The sequence below is a fragment of the Pedobacter ginsengisoli genome, assembly GCF_030244015.1.
Taxonomy (GTDB): Bacteria; Bacteroidota; Bacteroidia; order Sphingobacteriales; family Sphingobacteriaceae; genus Pedobacter; species Pedobacter ginsengisoli.
The window spans coordinates 1-19980 of sequence record NZ_JASSYX010000001.1; the positions used below are offsets into that span (position 1 = coordinate 1).

Here is a 19980-nt window from a genome sequence, read left to right on the forward strand (position 1 = left end):
TTTGACTACAGGCTTTTCTTGTTTCTGAAAGTCTCTTAAATCCGCTCTTATTTATCATAAACTTATATGAGGCCAAAAAAGATCCATTGCCACTATGGCGCCCTGAGCTGTGGAAATATGATCGGAAAAGTACTATAACAATAGCCTTTGGGATAATGGATTGAGTTAGTACAGAAGCAATCAGAACATGATTGATCAGCTGCATTTGCGGAGTGTTAAAAAATGCTAAATTCGTATTGAAAAGGCAATAAAACCGTATTATTGTATTTTACGTTTATTTTATAAGGGAATTTTATTATGAATTTGAAGCGGATTTCTGTATTGATTTGGTGCATTGGATGGAGCTTTACTGCATCTCCTCAGAATAAGGATGTTAAACTTCCTGCAAACTGGTATAATCTTGATTTAATTCAGGATGGATATTTTGGGATCAGCACCGAAAGAGCTTATAAAGAACTGCTAGCTGGCAAGAGGCCAAAAGAAAAAATAATAGTTGCCGTTATTGATGGGGGCGTAGATATTAAACACGAAGATTTAAAAGATGTTTTGTGGGTCAACAAGAAGGAAGTTCCGGGTAATGGGATTGACGATGATGCGAATGGGTACATTGACGACGTAAATGGATGGAATTTTATTGGGTCAAAAAAAGGTAATCTAGCCTATGATAATTTGGAAATGACAAGAATTAGGCGGTCTCTTTTGCCTAAATATGCTTCTACAACAAATATGACTGTTTTGGATAGTGTGCAAAAAGAGGAGTTTGAATTGTATAAAAGGGTCACACGGGAATTTGGCAAGAAGTATAATGAAGCCGATCGAACATTTTCTGTTCTAAGCGTCATTAACAAGGTACTTGATTCTGTAGCGCTGATCAACAAGAAGAAAATACCTTCTCTTGAGGATATTGATAAATATGTAGCCGACAATGAAGAAGAGGAACAGGTTAAAAAAATTATAAGGGGAGGAGTAAAGGAGAGCGGGAGTATTGAAAAGTTCTTTAAAGAAATAAAGGATGGCTATAAACAGTACGATGTTATGTTGAGGTATAATTTGAACTTGGATTACGATCAAAGAGAGGAGTTGGTGGGCGACGATTATGCAAACTCAAGAGAGCGTAATTATGGAAATAATGATGTAGCCGGACCTAATGCCGAGCATGGCTCACACGTTTCAGGAATTATTGGGGCCAACAGAACTAACGGCATCGGTATTAATGGAGTCGCAAATAATGTTAGTATTATGGCCATCAGGGTAGTTCCGGAAGGCGATGAAAGAGACAAAGATGTAGCCAATGGAATACGTTATGCTGTGGATAACGGAGCCAGAGTAATCAATATGAGCTTTGGTAAAGGATTTAAATGGGACAAACAAGTCGTAGACGAAGCAGTTAAATATGCTGGGGATAAAGGCGTATTGCTTGTGCATGCTGCAGGCAATGATAACTTAGATACTGACCTGGAGGAGAATTATCCCAATAAGTTCTTTGATTCCCCAGAATCAATTGCTTATAAGAAGGCTCATAAACGGATAGAGCCAAAAATTCCTTTGCTGCCGGTACAAGGCCAGATGCAAAACCAGAGCATGTCCCGGAATCAGGGACCGGGGATAGTTAAACCTGTTCCTGTAGATACCGCAAAGTTTAAGCTCCCGCATGCCAGCAACTGGATTGAAGTAGGCGCGAGTGCTTACGCCGATGACGCATCGTTAAAGGCTTCGTTTTCTAATTATGGTAAGTATATGGTTGATGTTTTTGCTCCTGGTTTTATGATTAGATCTACGGTTCCGGGTTCAAAATATGAAGAATTTGATGGTACAAGTATGGCCTCCCCTGTGGTCTCCGGACTGGCTGCTATGATATTATCCTATTATCCCGATTTAAAGCCACAGCAGGTCCGGGACATCATTATGAAATCCGTTACCAAAGTAGACCGTAAAGTAAAATACGTTAACAGCAGAAATGAAAGTTCAAGAATTGCTTTTTCCGAGCTATGTGTTAGTGGTGGTATTGTGAATGCCTATAATGCAATGAAGATTGCTGAAAGTTATTCTTCTAATAAGAACTGACAGTGCTGTTCCGGATTGATTCAAGAGGTGTTATTTAAATAAAAAAAGCCGGTGTAAACCGGCTTTTTTGTAGCGGGGAGCAGGATCGAACTGCCGACCTCAGGGTTATGAATCCTGCGCTCTAACCATCTGAGCTACCCCGCCGGAAATCTTATTTTTAAAGAGTTGCAAATATAGAATAAATTACTTTTCTTTAGAAACAAATAATAAAAAATAGTCTAATTAATTCAGAATATAAGGATTTAACGATGTCAGAAAAGAAGAAATTTACATTGGAATATGAATTGAGATCGTCTCCACGTATTTTGTTTAGCTTTATTAGTGAGCCGAATGGTTTGTCTCAATGGTTTGCCGATGATGTTATTTTCAGGGATCAGGTATACACATTCACATGGGATGATGAAATTCAAAAAGCAAAGCTTTTAAGCGTCAAAGAGAATAAGTCTGTAAAATTTAAATGGGTTGATGATGAGCCGCACTGCTATTTTGAAATGGAAATAGTTCAGGACGAACTTACAAACGATGTGGCACTTTCTATAACGGACTTTGCAACTGAGGAAACGCTGGCTGAACGGACTTTGATTTGGGATAATCAAATAAACTATCTGCATAGCGTGATAGGAGCATAGTTTTTCAATCGCTTTGTGTAAATTTGTACATTGAAAAAGATTCATTTACTTCTGCTCAAAGCATTCATAAGACCTTTTTTCGTCACATTTTTTATTGTGATGTTCATTCTGTTGATGCTTTTTTTATTTAAGTACGTTGATGACTTAATTGGAAAGGGTTTTGAATGGTATGTCATATTGGAATTGATGTATTATGCATCTGCGTCTAATGTGTCGATGGCCTTGCCATTATCTATTCTCCTTTCTTCTATTATGACTTTTGGGACGCTTGGTGAGAACTATGAACTCGTAGCAATAAAATCTGCCGGAGTTTCGCTTCAAAAGGCGATGACGCCGCTCCTTATATTAATTATAGGGATTGCGATCAGCTCATTTATGTTTTCCGATTATATTTTACCAAAGGCTAACTTAAAATTTGGCTCTTTGCTCTGGGATATTACCAATAAGAAACTATCTTTTTTAATTAAGCCTGGGGTATTTAACAATAGTATACCGGGTTATTCCATAAGAGTTAATAAGAAGGGTAGTGATGGTGTATCGTTATATGATGTAATGATCTACGATCATACCAGCACAAGCGGAATTGCTAAGATCATTATTGCCAAAGAGGGAACAATGTCCAGCAATGATAAATACCTGTTTCTGAAATTAAAAAACGGTGTTCGGTATGAGGAGTCAAGCAACAGAAATACCTTCAATAATCCAAGACAGGAATTAACCAGGATGCGTTTTTCCGAAACTGATCAGAAGTTTGATATCTCGAGCTTTAAAATGAACAGAACAAACGAACAGGATTTTAGGAACAATACCGCAATGCTGAATCTGAAAGGATTAACCAGGAAACAGGATTCTTTAGTTAAAGATCTTGATAGCATTAATAAATTTGCCGCAATTAACACCGGTAGTTATTATAAACAAAACAACTATACTAAGGGTTATACCAGGTTTAAAGCTCCTGTTAAGGAGATAAAAGGAGATATTTTAAAGGCTATTCCTGTCGCTAGCCGTCTTTTTGCACTTCAGTCGGCATTTGACAATGCAACAACTATAAAGCAAACCACTTCTGCCAGGACAGCAGATTATGAAGACAGGTTGAAGAGTATCACTAAAGTTGAGCTTGAATACCAAAGAAAGTTTACTTTGGCTGCATCATGCTTATTGCTTTTTTTTATTGGTGCCCCTTTGGGTGCGATAATCAGAAAAGGCGGTTTGGGGCTTCCGGTGGTGATGGCTATTGTGTTTTTTTTGCTATACCATATCATAGCAACAGTGTCTGAAAAATCTGCAACTACAGGTTCACTGAGATCTTTTTTTGGAATGTGGCTCGCCATATTTATATTGTCGCCACTAGGCGCATTCCTGACCTATAAGGCAACGGTTGATTCTGCCTTGTTTGATGTTGACTATTTCAAACAGCTTATTATAAATCTTTTTAAGAATAAAAAAAAGAAGGATATGGCGCCGGCTTCAGAATAATTTTAGGTTAAGGCGATTGCGGGCTTATTGATTACTTATATATGATATTTTATTAAAGAATATTGAAGCGTAACATTGTAACTTTGTAGCAAACTTAATATATAATCAAATTGTCTGTTAAGATTTGATTATTGATAGATTCATAGAAGATGGAGATTAAATTAAATGCGATAGAAGATGCTGTTGCAGATATAAGGGCAGGTAAGGTCATTATTGTTGTTGATGACGAGGATAGGGAGAATGAAGGTGACTTTCTAACGGCAGCAGCCAATGCTACACCTGAAGTGATAAATTTTATGGCTACTTATGGCAGAGGTTTAATCTGTGCTCCCTTGACTGAAGAAAGATGTGATCAGTTGGGGCTTGAACCAATGGTGGGAAAGAATACGGCAGCATATGAGACAAATTTTACAGTATCTGTAGACTTGCTTGGTCATGGCTGTACAACCGGAATCTCGGCTTCTGACAGATCAAAAACCATTTTGGCATTAATTGATCCTGATATCGATCCGGCAGAGTTAGGCAAGCCTGGCCATATTTTTCCGTTGAGGTCTAAGGATGGGGGTGTGCTCAGGCGGTCAGGACATACAGAAGCCGCTGTTGATTTGGCGCGATTGGCTGGAATGGAGCCGGCTGGAGTTTTGGTGGAAATCATGAAAGATGATGGTGAAATGGCCAGATTACCTGATCTTGTTAAAATTGCTGCCCAGCACCAGCTTAAAATCATTTCTATTAAGGATCTCATCGCTTACAGGCTTAGTAAGGAAAGTTTGATAAAACAAGAGGTTACAGTAAATTTGCCGACTCAATGGGGCGATTTTAAAATGACAGCGTATACTCAGCTAGATACAAACGCTACTCATTTGGCGATAAGTAAAGGGGAGTGGACTGAAGATGAGCCCATACTGACCCGTGTTCATAGTTCATGCGTTACAGGTGATATATTTGGCTCTTGCAGGTGTGATTGCGGCCCCCAGCTGCATAAAGCGATGGAAATGATCGACAGAGAAGGCAAGGGCGTTATTGTTTACATGAACCAGGAAGGAAGAGGGATTGGATTAATAAACAAGCTTCGTTCCTATAATCTTCAGGATGCTGGATTTGATACTGTTGAAGCAAATATTAAGCTTGGATTTAAAGGGGATGAAAGAGATTACGGTGTCGGTGCACAAATATTGAGGGCCCAGGGGATTACAAAAATGAAATTGATGTCTAATAATCCAACCAAAAGAGCTGGCTTAACAGGCTACGGACTGGAGATTGTGGAAAATGTGGCAATTGAAATTGAAAGTAACGTTCACAATGAGCATTATCTTAAAACAAAACGTGATAAAATGGGACACCAGATCATGAAAGGATAGAAGAATTATTTCTTCCTGTTCTTCTTGTCTATAATAACGGCCTCTTTATTAATTGAATTTTTTGAAGCGGCGCGTGTCGGTTTTTTAGCATCCGCTTTCTTTTTTTCGACCTTTTTGTATTGGCCTGTAATTCTTTGTAAAAATTCCTGGAAGCTGTCAAATTGCTGTGTATAAATCAAACCAAGGGAGGTTACATTATTATTTTGGTTGTTAATGTTTGCAAATTTGTATTGTTGGGTTTGAGGTTTATTTGCCAGTTTACCTACCAGTGTCCCGTCCTTTTTTATTAGTGTCAGTAGCTCCACTTCCCCGCCGACATTATTGCTGGTGAAACCAATAGGGGACAAATCACTTGTGCTCGCTTTATCAACTATTCCAGCATTTAATATGACCCGGTTGTTGAAGAATCTAAATGACGCATTGGCTTCGCTCAGAGAACGGATATTGATGTCTACAAAATCCAGATTAAGTGAGGACAAAACATTATTGAATTGGTTAAACAGGAGTTCGGTAGCTGTACTGGCTACTCCGGATGTCAGCTGCTTACCCAAATCCTCTTTTCCTGTACCTGGCGCAAAACTTCTTCTGATAATCAAACTGAGCGCTTGCAGATTTCTGTTATTGTCATCATTGAAATAAGATTGCATTTCTTCCTTAATTGAGGGGTCTGAAGGGAAGAAGATATCTAACTTAATATCTGGTTTTAAGAGAAGCCCGGATAACCCCATTTCCACCTCTGTAAGTACACGGCTGCTTGCTCTATCTGTCCCAGCATCTCTGTTGGCAGCAATATAAAGGTCGGCAAGGCTGGCTCTTACCGCATATATGGCCTTTAAATTTATTTGGGCCGTCGTAGGATTGCCAGTCCATCTGATTGTGCCCCCCTGCCTGATGCTAAATTTTTTATTTATAATTTCCTGCGCCGTAAAGTCAAAGCTTCCTGATTCAATAATGTAATCACCAGACATCTCGAAATCGCCCAAACTATTGATATTCAATTCAAGATTTTTGGAATTTCCTTTGCCGCTTAAGTTTCCAAGTGTAGTAAATATATTGGCTGTGCTATTGGGGTCAACACTCAGCCTTAGGTTCATGGTCAGCCCGTCAAAGCTCGTTTGTTTTTTAACGACCTTTGTGGTGTCTTTACTTACAAATGTGATAAAGTCTTTGCTGGATACCATTTCTGAGCTATTTAAAGGAAGATTAAAAATCGTTCCTTTTTCAGTCTTGGCATCGATGTCAATAAACATTTTGTTTGTTGGCCCTTTGAACTTGAATGTACCGGTTCCATAGGCCTTTCCAAAATACATGCTGTTGTCCTTTTCTGTAGTATTTAGCGCCATAAAGTTTTTGGCATTTACAGTAACGTTTAGTATAGGCGTATTGATATCATTGAGATCTACAGATCCGTTTGCGATGGCCTCGTTATTATCTGCGTCAAGTAATTTAAGATCGCTTAGCCTGATAACACTATTATCTACAACCACCTCATCATTTAAGGTATAGGTGGTTCTCAAATAATTTATGGTCATCGTTCCTTTGTCAAAAGATATTTCACCGTTTATTGATGGTTTTTCAAAAGGGCCTTTTACTGAAAGGTCAGCTGAAATGTGACCTTTCAAATCTGATACTAATTTTTTAACAAAAGGACCCAGCACCGCAAGTTCACTCTCGTCTAATTTTATGTTGAGGTCAATTTCCTTTTTATCCAGGTCAAGGTTACCCAATACCCGGAGCGTTTCCTTATCCGTGGTCACTATATTGGTGAAGACATTCGCTATATTATTCATCTTGTCGTAGGATGAGGTATCTGTTAGATCTCCGATGTAAGTCTTGTTAAATGCCAGCGAATCTATTTTTAAGTTATCAGATATCCGTGGCGATTTTAAAATGTTATATAGCTTAGTTTCACCATTTACATTTCCTGAGAGTTGTACTCCAAGTGTTTTTACAAATGGATTAATGCTTTTCAAATCGAAGTTTTTAAAGCCGACCTGTAAAAGATCGCCCGCATCGCCAGATACAATTCCATTGATAGTAAGCAACTGATTTCCATTGCTCAGATCAAAATTATTGATATTGGTTTTTCCATCCTGGAATCTGATACTTACTTTTTCCTGAATCTTCCAGTCTTCATTGTTTATTTTGAGAATAGAGGGTAAAATACTTACACGAGCGCTGGTGTCATTTGCAAATTCAACAAGGCCGTTCAAATCGAGCTGATTCGCATCATCAGAATTTGCAAGCTTTAAGTTTAATGCGAGGCTGTCATTGCGGAGGATATTTGAAATATTCACATTTTTAATGTACAAACTATCATTCAAATCCACTCTGTCTGAGGTGATGATGGCCTGGAGTTGGTTTGTCGATGCATTTTCGTCTACAATAATGTTATTTATAGTTATTCCTTTGTATTTTAGTTTTTTAACAAAGCCATTAATTGTAGCCACATTGTGTTGTGAGTCAAAATCTCCTGAAAAAACAGCCTGATCATTAATTTCCAGACCAGGAGCTAGAAGCTGGGCAATGGGCTCAAATCTTTTGATCTTAAGATTGAATTGAAAGATCTGATCCCCATAGGGTTTAATATCTGTCTTCAAAGAAGGAATGTATTTTCTCGCCAATGCCTTATAGTATGAAGGTATAGTATTAAGGTCGTACTGGCCTTTTATACTGGCTTCAAGGACATCGGAGTTGATCATCAGACTTCTGCCCTTTCCGATTCCGCTGGCCTCTAATTTTACGGAGTCAATATTATATATACCTTTTACATTGTCTAATCTTACCTGCTGGATCAGTAAATCACCCTGAATATTGTTTAGGTTAGTGCCTGAAAAGTTCGTTTTAAACTTCGCATCTATCATTAAGGAGTCTTTGTAAATTTTTAAGGCTTTTAGTTTTGCGTTGGTAATTGTGGCGTCGAAATTAAATACAGGCAGTTTTGGATTTAGGTTGACCCCGCCATCAAATACCAGTTGAACGTTTTTGTCATTTATTTTTAAACTTCCATCGAAATATTTTTTGTTAAAAGTTCCATCAATTTTTACATTTCGATACCTGTAATTGTTGAAGTCAATATAGTCAATGTCACCATCGAGTTCTTCAGTGAGGTGTTTAACTTCTGTGCCCCTTCCTTTTACGAATAAAGAAGCAGAAATTCGACCCAGGGTTTTTTCATTTAGCAATGTTCCCAGATTAAAGTCGTATGTTTTAATATTGCCTGTATAGGAAGGAATCCCCTCCTTGTCGATTCGCATATTTACATCAGAAACAACCCGGCCCAATTTGGTTTTAAATTCTCCATAAGCGATAAAATCATTCTGAAATCCTGTAAATGACCCCTTGAAATTGATGTTGCCAAATTTGGAGATTATAATGGGTATTGCCCCAGTTCTTTTTCCCTTAATGTTGCCTACAATATCATCTAAATCAGTTTTATTTGTGCCTGCCATCTCTATTTTCAGATCCACAAACGTTTCTTTAAGATTGGGCAGCCCTTTCAAAGAAAAATCTCCCTTTATGTAGGTCGCCTTTCCAGCCTTTACCAATAGTTTTTTAGCTTTGAGATTATTAACTAAACCTGACATTTGTCCGTCAATTTCGACATCCAGGTTTATGTTGTTGAGTTCAGGAGCAAAAAATGCTACATCTCTTGATGCGAGAAAGCTATTTTTGAAATTTGCTTTCATCCGGATCTTGTTTACATAATTACTAAAGTCTTTAAATTTATCGAAACGCATTCTGAAATAATCTGATAGTCTGCTTTTATTAGTCACCAGCATTAACCTTTCCAGTTCAATACTATTAGTATCAATAGTTGCAAAAGCCGTTAAATTCTTTAAGTAAAATCCACTTTTTTCTTTAAAGGTTAAATTCTTTATGTCAGCCTGAAAGATATGATCAGCGGTATTTAACTTCTCAAAAATTCCGTTGAAATTGGTAAGATGTACATCATCAAAATTTACACCTTTGATAATGGTATCCACTCTCAGGTTCTTGTACCTGAAGTCGAAACTGTTGAGAATCACTCTATCAAAAGATATTTTATATGGCTTTTTCTTTTTCTTTATGGGTGTTGTACCTGAGTCGAAATAATTAATTATAAAATCAAGGTTTGTTGATCTATCCTTGTACGATTTCAGATAAAATGTACCTTTATTGATCTGAACGGTATTGATGTCTATTACTCTCTGTTTAACGGAGAGACGATTTATGTCTACCAGAAATTCAGGTGTATTTAGCAATGTGTCTTTTTGCAGATCAAGAACGAGCAGATTTTCGATTACGATTGATTTAAACGGTTTTATGTAAATGCCGGTTAAAGAAATTGTGGTGTTAAGCTCCTTTGACAAATAATTAGCGGTCTTCTTTGCGACGAAAGTCTGTACCGTTTTAAACTGAAGAGAAAACAAAATGACAGCAAACAGTAATAATACCGATGCAAGGGCCAAAAGCAGTATTTTTAATAGTTTTTTAATAATTTTGTAGCTTAATAATAATAAACGTGTCGGTAATACTTGCTATAGAATCTTCTTGCGATGAAACATCAGTTGCTATTTGTAACAACGGCAAAATTACAGCCAATGTTATTGCAAACCAAACAATTCATCAAAATTATGGTGGCGTTATACCCGAACTGGCGTCCCGGGTGCACCAGCAGAATATTGTTCCTGTCATACATCAGGCTTTACTCAATGCTAAAGTTAACAAAAATGAGCTAAATGCTGTCGCATTTACCCAGGGGCCTGGCCTGCTTGGTTCTTTACTTGTAGGAGTGTCGTTTGCAAAATCGTTTGCCCTTGCTCTTGATCTGCCTTTAATTTCGGTAAATCACATGCATGCGCATATTTTGGCTCATTTTATCGATGATCCTAAACCTGAGTTTCCATTTCTTTGCCTAACGGTTTCAGGAGGTCATACTCAGATTGTACTTGTCAAAGACTATTTTGATATGGAAATTATAGGTGAGACATTAGATGATGCAGCCGGGGAGGCGTTTGATAAAACTGCGAAGTTACTCAAGCTGCCGTATCCAGGCGGACCATTAATTGACAAGCATGCAAAGGACGGTGATCCTTTGATGTTTAAATTTGGAGAGCCTCAGATCAGGGATCTGAATTACAGCTTTAGTGGTTTTAAAACTTCCGTTTTATATTTTATTAGAGATAGAGAGAAAGAGAATCCAAATTTTATTGCCGAAAATTTAAATGACATATGTGCTTCTGTACAGTACAGTATAGTTTTCATACTGCTAAACAAGCTTAAGAAAGCTGCAAAACAGCTAGGAATTAAAGAAATCGCTATTGCAGGAGGAGTCTCAGCCAATAGCGGATTGAGAACTGGATTAAGGGATCTTGCTAATGAACACAATTGGAATGTATACATTCCAGCGTTTGAATATTGTACAGACAACGCAGCTATGATTGCTATGGCTGCACATTATAAGTATATAAATAAGGAATTTGTAGGGCAGGGCATTGCGCCTTTGTCAAGAATGGAGTTTTAAACAGATGAATATGAGTACAGTGAGTTTGATATTTTTTGGGTTAATGCTTACGCCGTTAATTGCATTTTTATTTTGGCTGATAAAAAAGGACAAGAAGAGAAATTACATTGGGCTTTTGGTCCTGATTCTTATGGCAATTTTAGCTATAGTCACCATTGTGAAATTCGATTCCAAATTCATGGAATCCAGAAATGGATTAACTGATAAGAGTCAGTCACCTAGTTATAAATAGTCGTTAAAAAAGCAACACTTTTGTGTTGCTTTTTTAACGACTATTATTAAAGTTTTTCTTCTAATTTTTCACCTGTTACCTCTGATCTGATCTTAGCCTCTATTTCCTCCGATAATTCAGGGTTATCCATTAGCAATTGTTTTACTGCATCTCTTCCCTGGCCGAGTTTAGTGTCGCCGTAAGAGAACCAGGAGCCCGCTTTTTTGATAATGTTAAAATCAACACCAAGATCAATGATCTCACCGGTTTTAGAAATTCCTTCTCCAAACATGATGTCAAATTCTGCAAGACGGAAAGGAGGGGCAACCTTATTTTTGACTATTTTTACTTTTACCCTGTTTCCGGATACCTCATCGGAATCTTTGATTTGAGAGGTTCTGCGTATATCCAGGCGGACTGAAGCGTAAAATTTCAATGCGTTACCACCTGTAGTAGTCTCTGGATTCCCGAACATGACACCAATCTTTTCCCTTAGCTGATTGATAAAAATACAGCAACAACCGGTTTTTGCAATGGTGCCCGTTAACTTACGTAATGCCTGGGACATTAGGCGTGCGTGCAGTCCCATTTTAGAATCACCCATTTCACCTTCAATTTCAGCTTTAGGAACCAAAGCTGCAACTGAGTCAATTACAATTACATCAATTGCTCCTGACCTGATCAGGTTATCAGCGATTTCCAATGCCTGCTCTCCATTGTCAGGCTGAGAAATTAATAAATTATCTACATCAACACCAAGCTTTTTTGCATACCCTTTATCAAAAGCATGTTCGGCATCGATTATAGCGGCGATACCGCCTTTTTTTTGGGCTTCCGCAATAATGTGAGTGGCCAGTGTAGTTTTACCCGAAGATTCCGGCCCGTAGATCTCAATGATCCTTCCTTTTGGCACACCGCCAATTCCCAAAGCAATATCTAAACTGATCGAACCGGTGGAAATAGATTCAATAGGCTCTACAGCGTTGTCTCCAAGTTTCATCACGGCGCCTTTGCCGTATGATTTTTCTAACTTATCCAGTGTAAGTTGTAATGCTTTTAATTTGTCTGCACTTGCGCTCATATTGTTATGCTTATTGAGATAAGTATTTTAAGTTGCTGTATTTTTACTAATTATGTTAGCAAATATAAATATTATTAATTTGAAATAACAAATAAGATTCAATTTTTTTTTAATCCCAAACCTATTTCACTAAATATTTTAGTTATTTTCTCATTTTTTTGAAAATATTTACAAATATGTGTAATCTCGCAAATGCTGCATTTTGGCGATCTGGCTACACAAACGTATCTGCCATGCAAGATCAACCAGTGATGGGCGATATGAATGGTATGCTCAGGTAGATTCTTTACCAGTTCTTTCTCCACGGCAAGCGGAGTTTTTCCTGTTGTTAACCCTATTCTGTTTGCCACTCTAAAAACATGTGTATCGACAGCCATAGTGGGTGCACTATAAATTACAGATGCAATTACATTTGCGGTTTTTCTTCCTACACCTGGCATTTTTTGTAATTGGTCAATATCTGAAGGCACTTCACTACTGAAATCATCAACGAGCATTTTTGCCATTCCCACGAGATGCTTTGCCTTATTGTTAGGATAGCTTACACTCCTGATATAGTCAAATACAATGTCGGGCGTAGTTTCTGCCAGGCTTTCAGGAGTTGGAAAACGCTGAAAAAGAGCAGGAGTAACCTGATTTATGCGTTTATCTGTGCACTGGGCCGACAAGATCACCGCCACAAGTAACTGAAAAGGGTTATTGTAGTTTAATTCTGTTTCTGCATTGGGTTGTTTTGCGGAAAAATGAGAGACAAAGTGTCTATACCTTTCTTTCTTGAGCATAGACAAACATAGATAAAACATTAGAAATAAAAAAAGCCGCCAAATTTTGGCGGCTTTAGATCGTTATTAAATTACTTAGCTCTGGAGTATGCCAGAATTTTTGATACAGTCTCGTCAGAAGGATTTCTGCTCAAACCGTCTAATTGTGTTTTAATGTTTTCGTAAAACACAATATCGTGTGCTTCTAAATCTTCAACAAGCATTTCCTGTTGTTTGGATTGTTCGTAATTTAATTTGTTAACTGAAGTAGAGGTTTCCATCATAAGCAATATACATATATTAGTTATTACTAATAAACGCTATTGTTATTAATTTATTTTAACCGTAACAACAATTATTATAATTTATTTTTTGCCTTCAAATTACGAGATCTCTTTTACTTTCATCATCTTTCTGAGGTTGCTTAAAGCATACCTCATACGCCCCAATGCGGTATTTATACTTACCTCGGTCAGGTCAGCGATTTCTTTAAAGCTTAAATCTGCATAATGCCTCATAATCAGAACCTCTTTTTGGTCATCGGGCAGCAATTGGATCATCGCCCTCAGATCTGTATGTGTCTGTTCTCTTAGCATCCTATCCTCAGCACTCTCTTCATAGAACTGGAGCATATTAAATACATCTGTGCCGTCAGCACTTGTTATAACGGGGGCACGTTTCTCACGTCTGAAGTAGTCTATTACCAAATTGTGCGCAATCCGCATCACCCAGGGTAAAAACTTCCCCTCCTCATTGTATCGCCCTGATCTAAGTGTATTTATTACCTTAATAAATGCATCCTGAAATATATCTTCTGCCAAATACTGGTCTTTTACCAGCAGATAGATAGAAGTATAAATTTTTGACTTGTGTCTTCTCAGCAACTCCTCCAAAACAGATTCATCACCTGTGAGGTATAACTTTATCAAGTCCTGGTCACTATATTGTTGTAATTTCATAGGAGTATCCTTACTAAATCCCTTGCTTTTTGCTATAAAAAATACTTAGTAGAGGTTTGTTTCGATATGATTTCTCCTATTAGGTTTTAAGAATGCGGTTTGTTAATGTTTAGTTATTATTTCAAAAGAAGCATTTTTTTATTACAATCCAATATAAAAAGTGTTAAAAAATTATAAAAGTGGTTTCAATGCCTTATTTTGCACTCCGCCAAAAAATCATAAATTGTCTTTTTTAGGGTATATTTGCAATCTTTTACCATGAAATCAATGAATAAAGAATTAGACAAAAATCCGCATAAACATATAATCATAAAGGGTGCCAGAGTTCATAATCTTAAAAATATAGATGTAGCAATCCCAAAAAATAAGCTGGTTGTCATTACGGGGATGTCAGGATCCGGTAAATCTTCCCTGGCTTTTGATACTTTGTACGCTGAAGGGCAGCGCAGATATGTAGAAAGTTTATCTTCATATGCGAGGCAGTTTATGGGCCGTATGAATAAACCTGAAGTTGACTATATTAAAGGTATTGCACCGGCAATAGCAATAGAACAAAAGGTCATTACTTCAAATCCACGTTCTACGGTAGGGACTTCGACTGAGATCTATGACTACCTTAAACTTCTGTTTTCGAGAATAGGAGAGACATATTCACCGGTATCCGGAAAGATTGTGAAGAAAGATACAGTAACCACTGTTGTAGATTTCATTTCCGGTATGGAAAAAGAAAGTACAGTGACTATATTTTGTCCCCTGTTTCCCCACAACAACCGATCGATTAAGGAAGAACTAGCTGTATTGCTTCAAAAGGGGTTTTTAAGGGTATCTTTGAATAATAAGGTTCAAAAGATCGAAGGCATTCTGGAAGACGGGTCTTTTAGAGACTTTGAACTTGCCGATGAACATACAGTCAGGATTCTTATCGACCGTGTCGTTGTTAACACAGATGATGAAACACTGAGCCGTATTGCTGACTCCGTGCAAACTGCTTTTTTTGAGGGCAAAGGAGACTGCTATGTAGAGCATGAAGGCAGTACCACACATTTTTGCGATCGGTTTGAGCTCGATGAAATGCGTTTTGAGCAGCCCACGCCTAATTTTTTCAGTTTTAATAACCCATATGGAGCCTGCAAAAGATGTGAAGGTTATGGAAATGTAATCGGAATTGATGAAGATCTGGTCATACCAGATAAAAGTAAAAGTGTGTTTGATAATGCCATAGCTCCGTGGCGCGGTGAGAAAATGCGCGAATGGTTAAACCGTCTGGTCAAAAACGCTTCAAAATTTAACTTTCCGATACACCGTCCTTACAACGAGCTTACAGAAAAGGAACAGCGATTGATCTGGACGGGCAATCAGTACTTTGCCGGACTTGATGCATTCTTTAAGGACCTGGAAGAACAGACCTATAAAATTCAGTACAGGGTGATGTTGTCGCGCTACAGGGGTAAAACATCCTGTCCCGATTGCAAGGGCTCGCGTTTACGTAAAGACGCATCTTATGTAAAGATCGGGAACAAGTCAATTATCGATATTGTACTGATGCCCTTGTCAGTCATCCTGGATTTTTTTGAAAACCTCAACCTTTCCGCCACTGCAGAAAAAATAGCCAAACGCCTGCTTGCCGAGATCAGCAACCGCGTGTTGTACTTGAACAATGTCGGCCTGGGTTACCTCACACTCAACAGACTCTCAAATACCCTGTCGGGAGGAGAATCTCAGCGGATAAACCTGGCCACATCATTGGGCAGCAGCCTGGTAGGGTCCATATATGTCCTTGACGAACCCAGTATCGGTCTTCACCCGAGAGACACCAATAAACTGATAGAAGTACTGATCTCTCTCAGAAATGTGGGCAATACGGTATTGGTCGTAGAGCATGAAGAGGAAATGATGAGGGCTGCAGATTATATTATTGACATAGGGCCGGAAGCAGGCACACACGGCGGAAACCTCGTTTTTAGCGGCACATATGAGCAGATCATTAAGGATAGCAAGAGCCTTACCGGCCGGTACCTTTCCGGTGCAGAGCAAATTGCAGTTCCTTTAAAGAGGAGAGGGTGGAAGGATCACGTACTCATCACCGGGGCAAGGGAAAATAACCTTAAAAATATTGATGTTAAGTTTCCTCTTGGTGTGTTCACTGTTGTCAGCGGCGTGTCCGGCTCCGGTAAAACCAGTTTGGTCAAAAAGATATTATACCCTGCACTTCAAAAAGCGATAGGAAACTATGCTGGTGAACAGACAGGGGCGCACAATGGAATATTTGGCAATTATGATTTGGTCAGCCAGGTAGAAATGGTTGACCAAAACCCGATAGGTCGTTCGTCCAGATCAAACCCGGTAACCTACGTCAAAGCATGGGACGATGTAAGGGCACTATTCTCAGCGTTGCCGGCTTCTAAAGCAACAGGTTTAAAACCGGCTGCTTTTTCTTTTAACGTTGAAGGAGGGCGATGTGATGTATGTCAGGGCGAGGGAGAGGTAAAGATAGAGATGCAGTTTATGGCCGACATCTATTTGCCTTGTGAGGCGTGTGGAGGCCGGAGATTTAAACAGCAGGTCCTTGATATTACATATCAGGATAAAAATGTTGCAGATATTTTAGACCTCACAATTGACGAGGCTGTAGATTTCTTTAAAAATGAACCTAAAATACTGAACAAATTACAGCCACTGGTCGATGTTGGCCTGGGTTACGTACATTTGGGTCAGTCATCCAATACCTTATCCGGAGGAGAAGCGCAGCGCATCAAACTTGCTTCATTTTTAATCAAAGGGAATAACGCCAACAAGACCTTTTTTATATTCGATGAACCTACAACCGGATTACATTTTCACGACATCAAAAAGCTCCTTATCGCACTAAATACACTTATTGAGCAGGGCAATACGATATTAGTGATAGAACACAATATGGACATGATCAAGTCTGCTGACTGGGTCATAGATATTGGCCCCGAGGGAGGGGACAAAGGCGGTAATCTTGTTTTCGAAGGAACGCCAGAGGATCTGCTCAATGCAAAATCTTCTTATACAGCCAGGTTTTTAAAAGCACATTTATAATAATTGTATCTTAGCGCATGCTTTTTTTGACACTCTTTTTAGGAATCATCTTGAACATGTTAGGGTACATTCCACCCGGAAACATAAATCTGACGGTAGTGCAGATCACCATTACGAGGGGCATCCGTCAGGCCTTATATTTTATAGCCGCCTTTTCAGCGGTCGAGGTTTTGTTCACTTTTGGCGTGATGCGTTTTGTCCAGTGGCTTTCCAGCGAGATCAAACTTGGAGACATCATAGATGTCATCATGATCCTGATGTTTGGGGTTCTTGGTGTCATTACCTGGCGGTCGCGCAAGGAAATGCCCAAAACTGATTACTCAAATAAAGATAGCATCAGGTACGGGATGTTACTCGGGGTGCTCAACCCCATGCAGATCCCTTACTGGTTATTTGTTGGTACTTATCTCATCTCCCATGAATGGATAGATATTGGTTATTTGTCCCTGAGTATTTTTAGTATAGGCTCAGGAATTGGTGCAGGGCTTGCATTGTACGGTTTTGCAAGATTTGCCCAATATATTCAGGAGAAGTTCGCTCTGAGCAGTTATATCGTTAACAAAAGCATCGCCATTCTTTTCTTTGCATTATCCGGGTACCATATCTGCAAAATCGGTTATATTCATTTTATCAAGTAAACAGTTTAGGAACCCTTTTATTATTTCCTACAATCCAGACGATGTCCCCGTTTTCGAAAATCAAGTTGGAGTCAGGATTTAAGATTCGTTGTCCGTCCCTTTCAATACCGACTACCAGGCCTTGTGTTGACTCTCTGATACCCGATGTACGAATACTTTGCCCGAATACCGGAGAAGTGCTGCTGATAACAATTTTCTGTAAAGCCATATCCTCTCTAGGGAAGCTTGACTCCATATTTTCATTTGTACTTCCTTCAAAAAGTTCCTTTATAGCGGCAAGCTGATCATCAGTACCGATCACCATTACTTTGTCATTTGGATATAATCTTTCGTCTCTGCCAGGTGTCGGGATCATAATCTTCCCTCGTTCTATCAATGCGATGTTAACACCATATTTCTCTCTTACAGATAATTCCACCAAAGTTTTCCCAACTAATCTGGATTCCGGAGCTACAACCAGATCTGCAAGGTGTGTATCCCAGGGGAGTATCTCTGGTTGTGAGTTTTGTCTTTCTCGCGCATTAAGATTCAACAAAAACCGGCTTTCGAGTTTGTTATAGAAGCTCTGCAGTTTCCTGGAGAATATAAACATACCTAGTATAATCAGGGCGATGGCAATACTGATAGAGATCCAAGTACTGTAAAACTGATAAATCAGAAAGCCAACAAAAAATAATGCCAATGCTATACGCAAAACCTCCAATACGATCAGTGGCCCCCGGGTATATTTTTTATTTAGCCATAAATGAGAGTAGGCGGAGCGTTCCAATCGCCTGATAGCCAGTGCCCAAAGGAACGGTGTCATAATGATCAGGCTCAAAACCAAACTTAATATGATGCCATTATTGCCGTCGATCAGATTCTTTGTGATAAAAGGCTGAAGGTACCGTGCTCCTAAAAATGCAAGGGCAATCAGGATCACCGAATGGACAATGGTATTAAAAGTATAAGACTTTAACAGTATTTTCCAGTCGCTGAGTGTAGTGATACCAGCAGTACTTGAACTGTATCGGTTGATCCCTTCTACCCATTTCCTGGGTAAGTTACGTTCCAGAAAAAGATAAAAAGGTTCTGAGGCCTTAATCAGGTAGGGTGTTGTAAATGTAGTGATTGCCGATACGGCTACCGCGATCGGGTATAAAAAGTCACTCGTTACCTTCAATGTTAGACCCAGGGTTGCAATAATAAATGAAAACTCACCTATCTGGGCAAGACTCATCCCGGTTTGCACGGAAGTCTTTAGCGGCTGCCCCGACAATAATGCACCCATTCCCGAACTGAGGAATTTGCCTAGAACCGTTGCAAGCGTGATTACGACTATCGGTACGGCGTATTCAATCAGGATACCTGGTTCTATAAGCATCCCTACCGAGACAAAAAATATGGCTGCAAACAAATCTTTTACGGACTTTGTCAAATGTTCAATTCTTTCAGCTTGAGTAGTTTCTGCGAGGATAGAACCCATGATAAATGCACCAAGAGCAGGAGAGAAGCCAACCTTAACCGCCAGCAACACCATAACCAGACAAAGAGCTATAGATACTACTAGCATAGTCTCGTCATTCATCAGTTTTTTAGTCACTTTCAAAAAAGAAGGTATCAGAAATATACCTGCAATAAACCAAAGAACCAGGAAAAAGCAGAGTTTAAGAATCGACCCCAGCATTTCTCCACCAGCAAACTGTTGGCTCACCGCCAATGTAGACAACAATACAAGAAGTAAAATTGCCACCAGATCTTCTACGATCAGTACTCCAAATACCAGCCCGGCAAATTTCTTATGTTTCACTCCCAGTTCTTCAAAAGCCCTGATGATGATTGTGGTTGAAGATACAGATAAGATGCCGCCAAGGAATATACTGTCCATAGTAGACCAGCCCATGGCCTTTCCCGACACAAAACCGATCAGAAGCATAAATACAACCTCTACAATTGCCGTAATGGATGCTGAGCCGCCAACTTTTACAAGTTTTTTAAAGCTAAATTCCAATCCAAGACTAAACAAAAGAAATATGACACCGATTTCTGCCCAGATATGTATACTTTCATTATCTGTAACTGTTGGTATAAATTGGATGTGCGGACCAACGAGGAGCCCTGCCAGGATATAACCCAAAACCAAAGGTTGTCTGATTGCTTTAAACAGCAGAGTAGTAATAGCAGCGGCTGCCAGTATCAATCCCAAATCAGTTATTAAAACTGGTAAATGTATCATAGGCAAAAAAGAT

At 38.9% G+C, this 19980-nt stretch carries 13 protein-coding genes and 1 tRNA gene; 7 read left to right on the forward strand and 7 right to left on the reverse strand.

What is annotated here, in order from left to right; all coding sequences use genetic code 11:
* Nucleotides 1–297 precede the first annotated feature (297 nt).
* Complete coding sequence (locus QEP08_RS00005) at nt 298–2064, forward strand: S8 family peptidase (RefSeq protein WP_285054317.1); 1767 nt, start codon at nt 298–300, stop codon at nt 2062–2064.
* 70 nt (nt 2065–2134) lie between these two features.
* On the opposite strand, the gene QEP08_RS00010 is transcribed toward QEP08_RS00005, so the two are convergent.
* A tRNA-Met gene (locus tag QEP08_RS00010) sits at nt 2135–2208 on the reverse strand.
* Nucleotides 2209–2312: 104 nt separating this feature from the next.
* Between QEP08_RS00010 and QEP08_RS00015 the strand changes: the two genes are divergently transcribed.
* The 3 genes from QEP08_RS00015 (at nt 2313) to QEP08_RS00025 (ending at nt 5530) form a co-directional block, all read left to right on the forward strand.
* The gene (locus QEP08_RS00015; protein WP_285054318.1) at nt 2313–2693 is read left to right on the forward strand and encodes an START-like domain-containing protein; all 381 of its coding nucleotides are present in this window, start codon (nt 2313–2315) and stop codon (nt 2691–2693) included.
* 30 nt (nt 2694–2723) lie between these two features.
* Nucleotides 2724–4169, forward strand: coding sequence for an LptF/LptG family permease (locus QEP08_RS00020; RefSeq protein ID WP_285054320.1), 1446 nt, complete (start codon nt 2724–2726; stop codon nt 4167–4169).
* A gap of 149 nt (nt 4170–4318) precedes the next feature.
* The gene (locus QEP08_RS00025; protein WP_285054322.1) at nt 4319–5530 is read left to right on the forward strand and encodes a bifunctional 3,4-dihydroxy-2-butanone-4-phosphate synthase/GTP cyclohydrolase II; all 1212 of its coding nucleotides are present in this window, start codon (nt 4319–4321) and stop codon (nt 5528–5530) included.
* A gap of 5 nt (nt 5531–5535) precedes the next feature.
* On the opposite strand, the gene QEP08_RS00030 is transcribed toward QEP08_RS00025, so the two are convergent.
* Nucleotides 5536–9981: a translocation/assembly module TamB domain-containing protein gene (locus QEP08_RS00030; RefSeq protein WP_285054323.1), complete on the reverse strand. Its 4446-nt coding sequence runs from the start codon at nt 9979–9981 to the stop codon at nt 5536–5538.
* 53 nt (nt 9982–10034) lie between these two features.
* Between QEP08_RS00030 and tsaD the strand changes: the two genes are divergently transcribed.
* Nucleotides 10035–11036, forward strand: a complete 1002-nt coding sequence (gene tsaD / locus QEP08_RS00035) for a tRNA (adenosine(37)-N6)-threonylcarbamoyltransferase complex transferase subunit TsaD (RefSeq protein WP_285054325.1) — start codon at nt 10035–10037, stop codon at nt 11034–11036.
* A gap of 278 nt (nt 11037–11314) precedes the next feature.
* Here the strand turns inward: tsaD and recA are convergent, their stop codons facing one another.
* From recA to QEP08_RS00055, 4 genes are all read right to left on the reverse strand, one after another.
* Nucleotides 11315–12328, reverse strand: a complete 1014-nt coding sequence (recA, locus tag QEP08_RS00040; protein ID WP_285054327.1) for a recombinase RecA — start codon at nt 12326–12328, stop codon at nt 11315–11317.
* A 98-nt stretch (nt 12329–12426) separates the two neighbouring features.
* A complete protein-coding gene (gene nth, locus QEP08_RS00045) occupies nt 12427–13110 on the reverse strand; it encodes an endonuclease III (protein ID WP_285054328.1) in 684 nt (227 codons plus the stop codon).
* A 71-nt stretch (nt 13111–13181) separates the two neighbouring features.
* The gene (locus QEP08_RS00050; protein WP_285054330.1) at nt 13182–13373 is read right to left on the reverse strand and encodes a hypothetical protein; all 192 of its coding nucleotides are present in this window, start codon (nt 13371–13373) and stop codon (nt 13182–13184) included.
* 99 nt (nt 13374–13472) lie between these two features.
* Entirely contained in the window at nt 13473–14048 is a 576-nt protein-coding gene (locus tag QEP08_RS00055; protein WP_285054332.1) for an RNA polymerase sigma factor, read from the reverse strand.
* Nucleotides 14049–14315: 267 nt separating this feature from the next.
* On the opposite strand from QEP08_RS00055, the gene uvrA reads away from it, so the two are divergent.
* Together uvrA and QEP08_RS00065 are read left to right on the forward strand one after the other, a co-directional pair.
* A complete protein-coding gene (uvrA, locus tag QEP08_RS00060) occupies nt 14316–17114 on the forward strand; it encodes an excinuclease ABC subunit UvrA (protein WP_285054333.1) in 2799 nt (932 codons plus the stop codon).
* Nucleotides 17115–17170: 56 nt separating this feature from the next.
* A complete protein-coding gene (locus tag QEP08_RS00065) occupies nt 17171–17752 on the forward strand; it encodes a LysE family transporter (protein ID WP_285054335.1) in 582 nt (193 codons plus the stop codon).
* On the opposite strand, the gene QEP08_RS00070 is transcribed toward QEP08_RS00065, so the two are convergent.
* Entirely contained in the window at nt 17745–19967 is a 2223-nt protein-coding gene (locus tag QEP08_RS00070; protein ID WP_285054336.1) for a cation:proton antiporter domain-containing protein, read from the reverse strand. The genes QEP08_RS00065 and QEP08_RS00070 overlap by 8 nt on opposite strands.
* Between the last annotated feature and the right edge of the window lie 13 nt (nt 19968–19980).

Excerpts from the sequence above, each read along its gene's own strand:
- QEP08_RS00065 (WP_285054335.1), top strand. The coding sequence starts at position 17,171 with ATGTTAGGGTACATTCCACCCGGAAACATAAATCTGACGGTAGTGCAG.
- recA (WP_285054327.1), bottom strand. The coding sequence starts at position 12,328 with ATGAGCGCAAGTGCAGACAAATTAAAAGCATTACAACTTACACTGGAT.
- QEP08_RS00025 (WP_285054322.1), top strand. The coding sequence starts at position 4,319 with ATGGAGATTAAATTAAATGCGATAGAAGATGCTGTTGCAGATATAAGG.
- QEP08_RS00055 (WP_285054332.1), bottom strand. The coding sequence starts at position 14,048 with ATGAAATTACAACAATATAGTGACCAGGACTTGATAAAGTTATACCTC.
- QEP08_RS00005 (WP_285054317.1), top strand. The coding sequence starts at position 298 with ATGAATTTGAAGCGGATTTCTGTATTGATTTGGTGCATTGGATGGAGC.
- uvrA (WP_285054333.1), top strand. The coding sequence starts at position 14,316 with ATGAATAAAGAATTAGACAAAAATCCGCATAAACATATAATCATAAAG.
- QEP08_RS00015 (WP_285054318.1), top strand. The coding sequence starts at position 2,313 with ATGTCAGAAAAGAAGAAATTTACATTGGAATATGAATTGAGATCGTCT.
- nth (WP_285054328.1), bottom strand. The coding sequence starts at position 13,110 with ATGCTCAAGAAAGAAAGGTATAGACACTTTGTCTCTCATTTTTCCGCA.
- QEP08_RS00070 (WP_285054336.1), bottom strand. The coding sequence starts at position 19,967 with ATGATACATTTACCAGTTTTAATAACTGATTTGGGATTGATACTGGCA.
- QEP08_RS00050 (WP_285054330.1), bottom strand. The coding sequence starts at position 13,373 with ATGATGGAAACCTCTACTTCAGTTAACAAATTAAATTACGAACAATCC.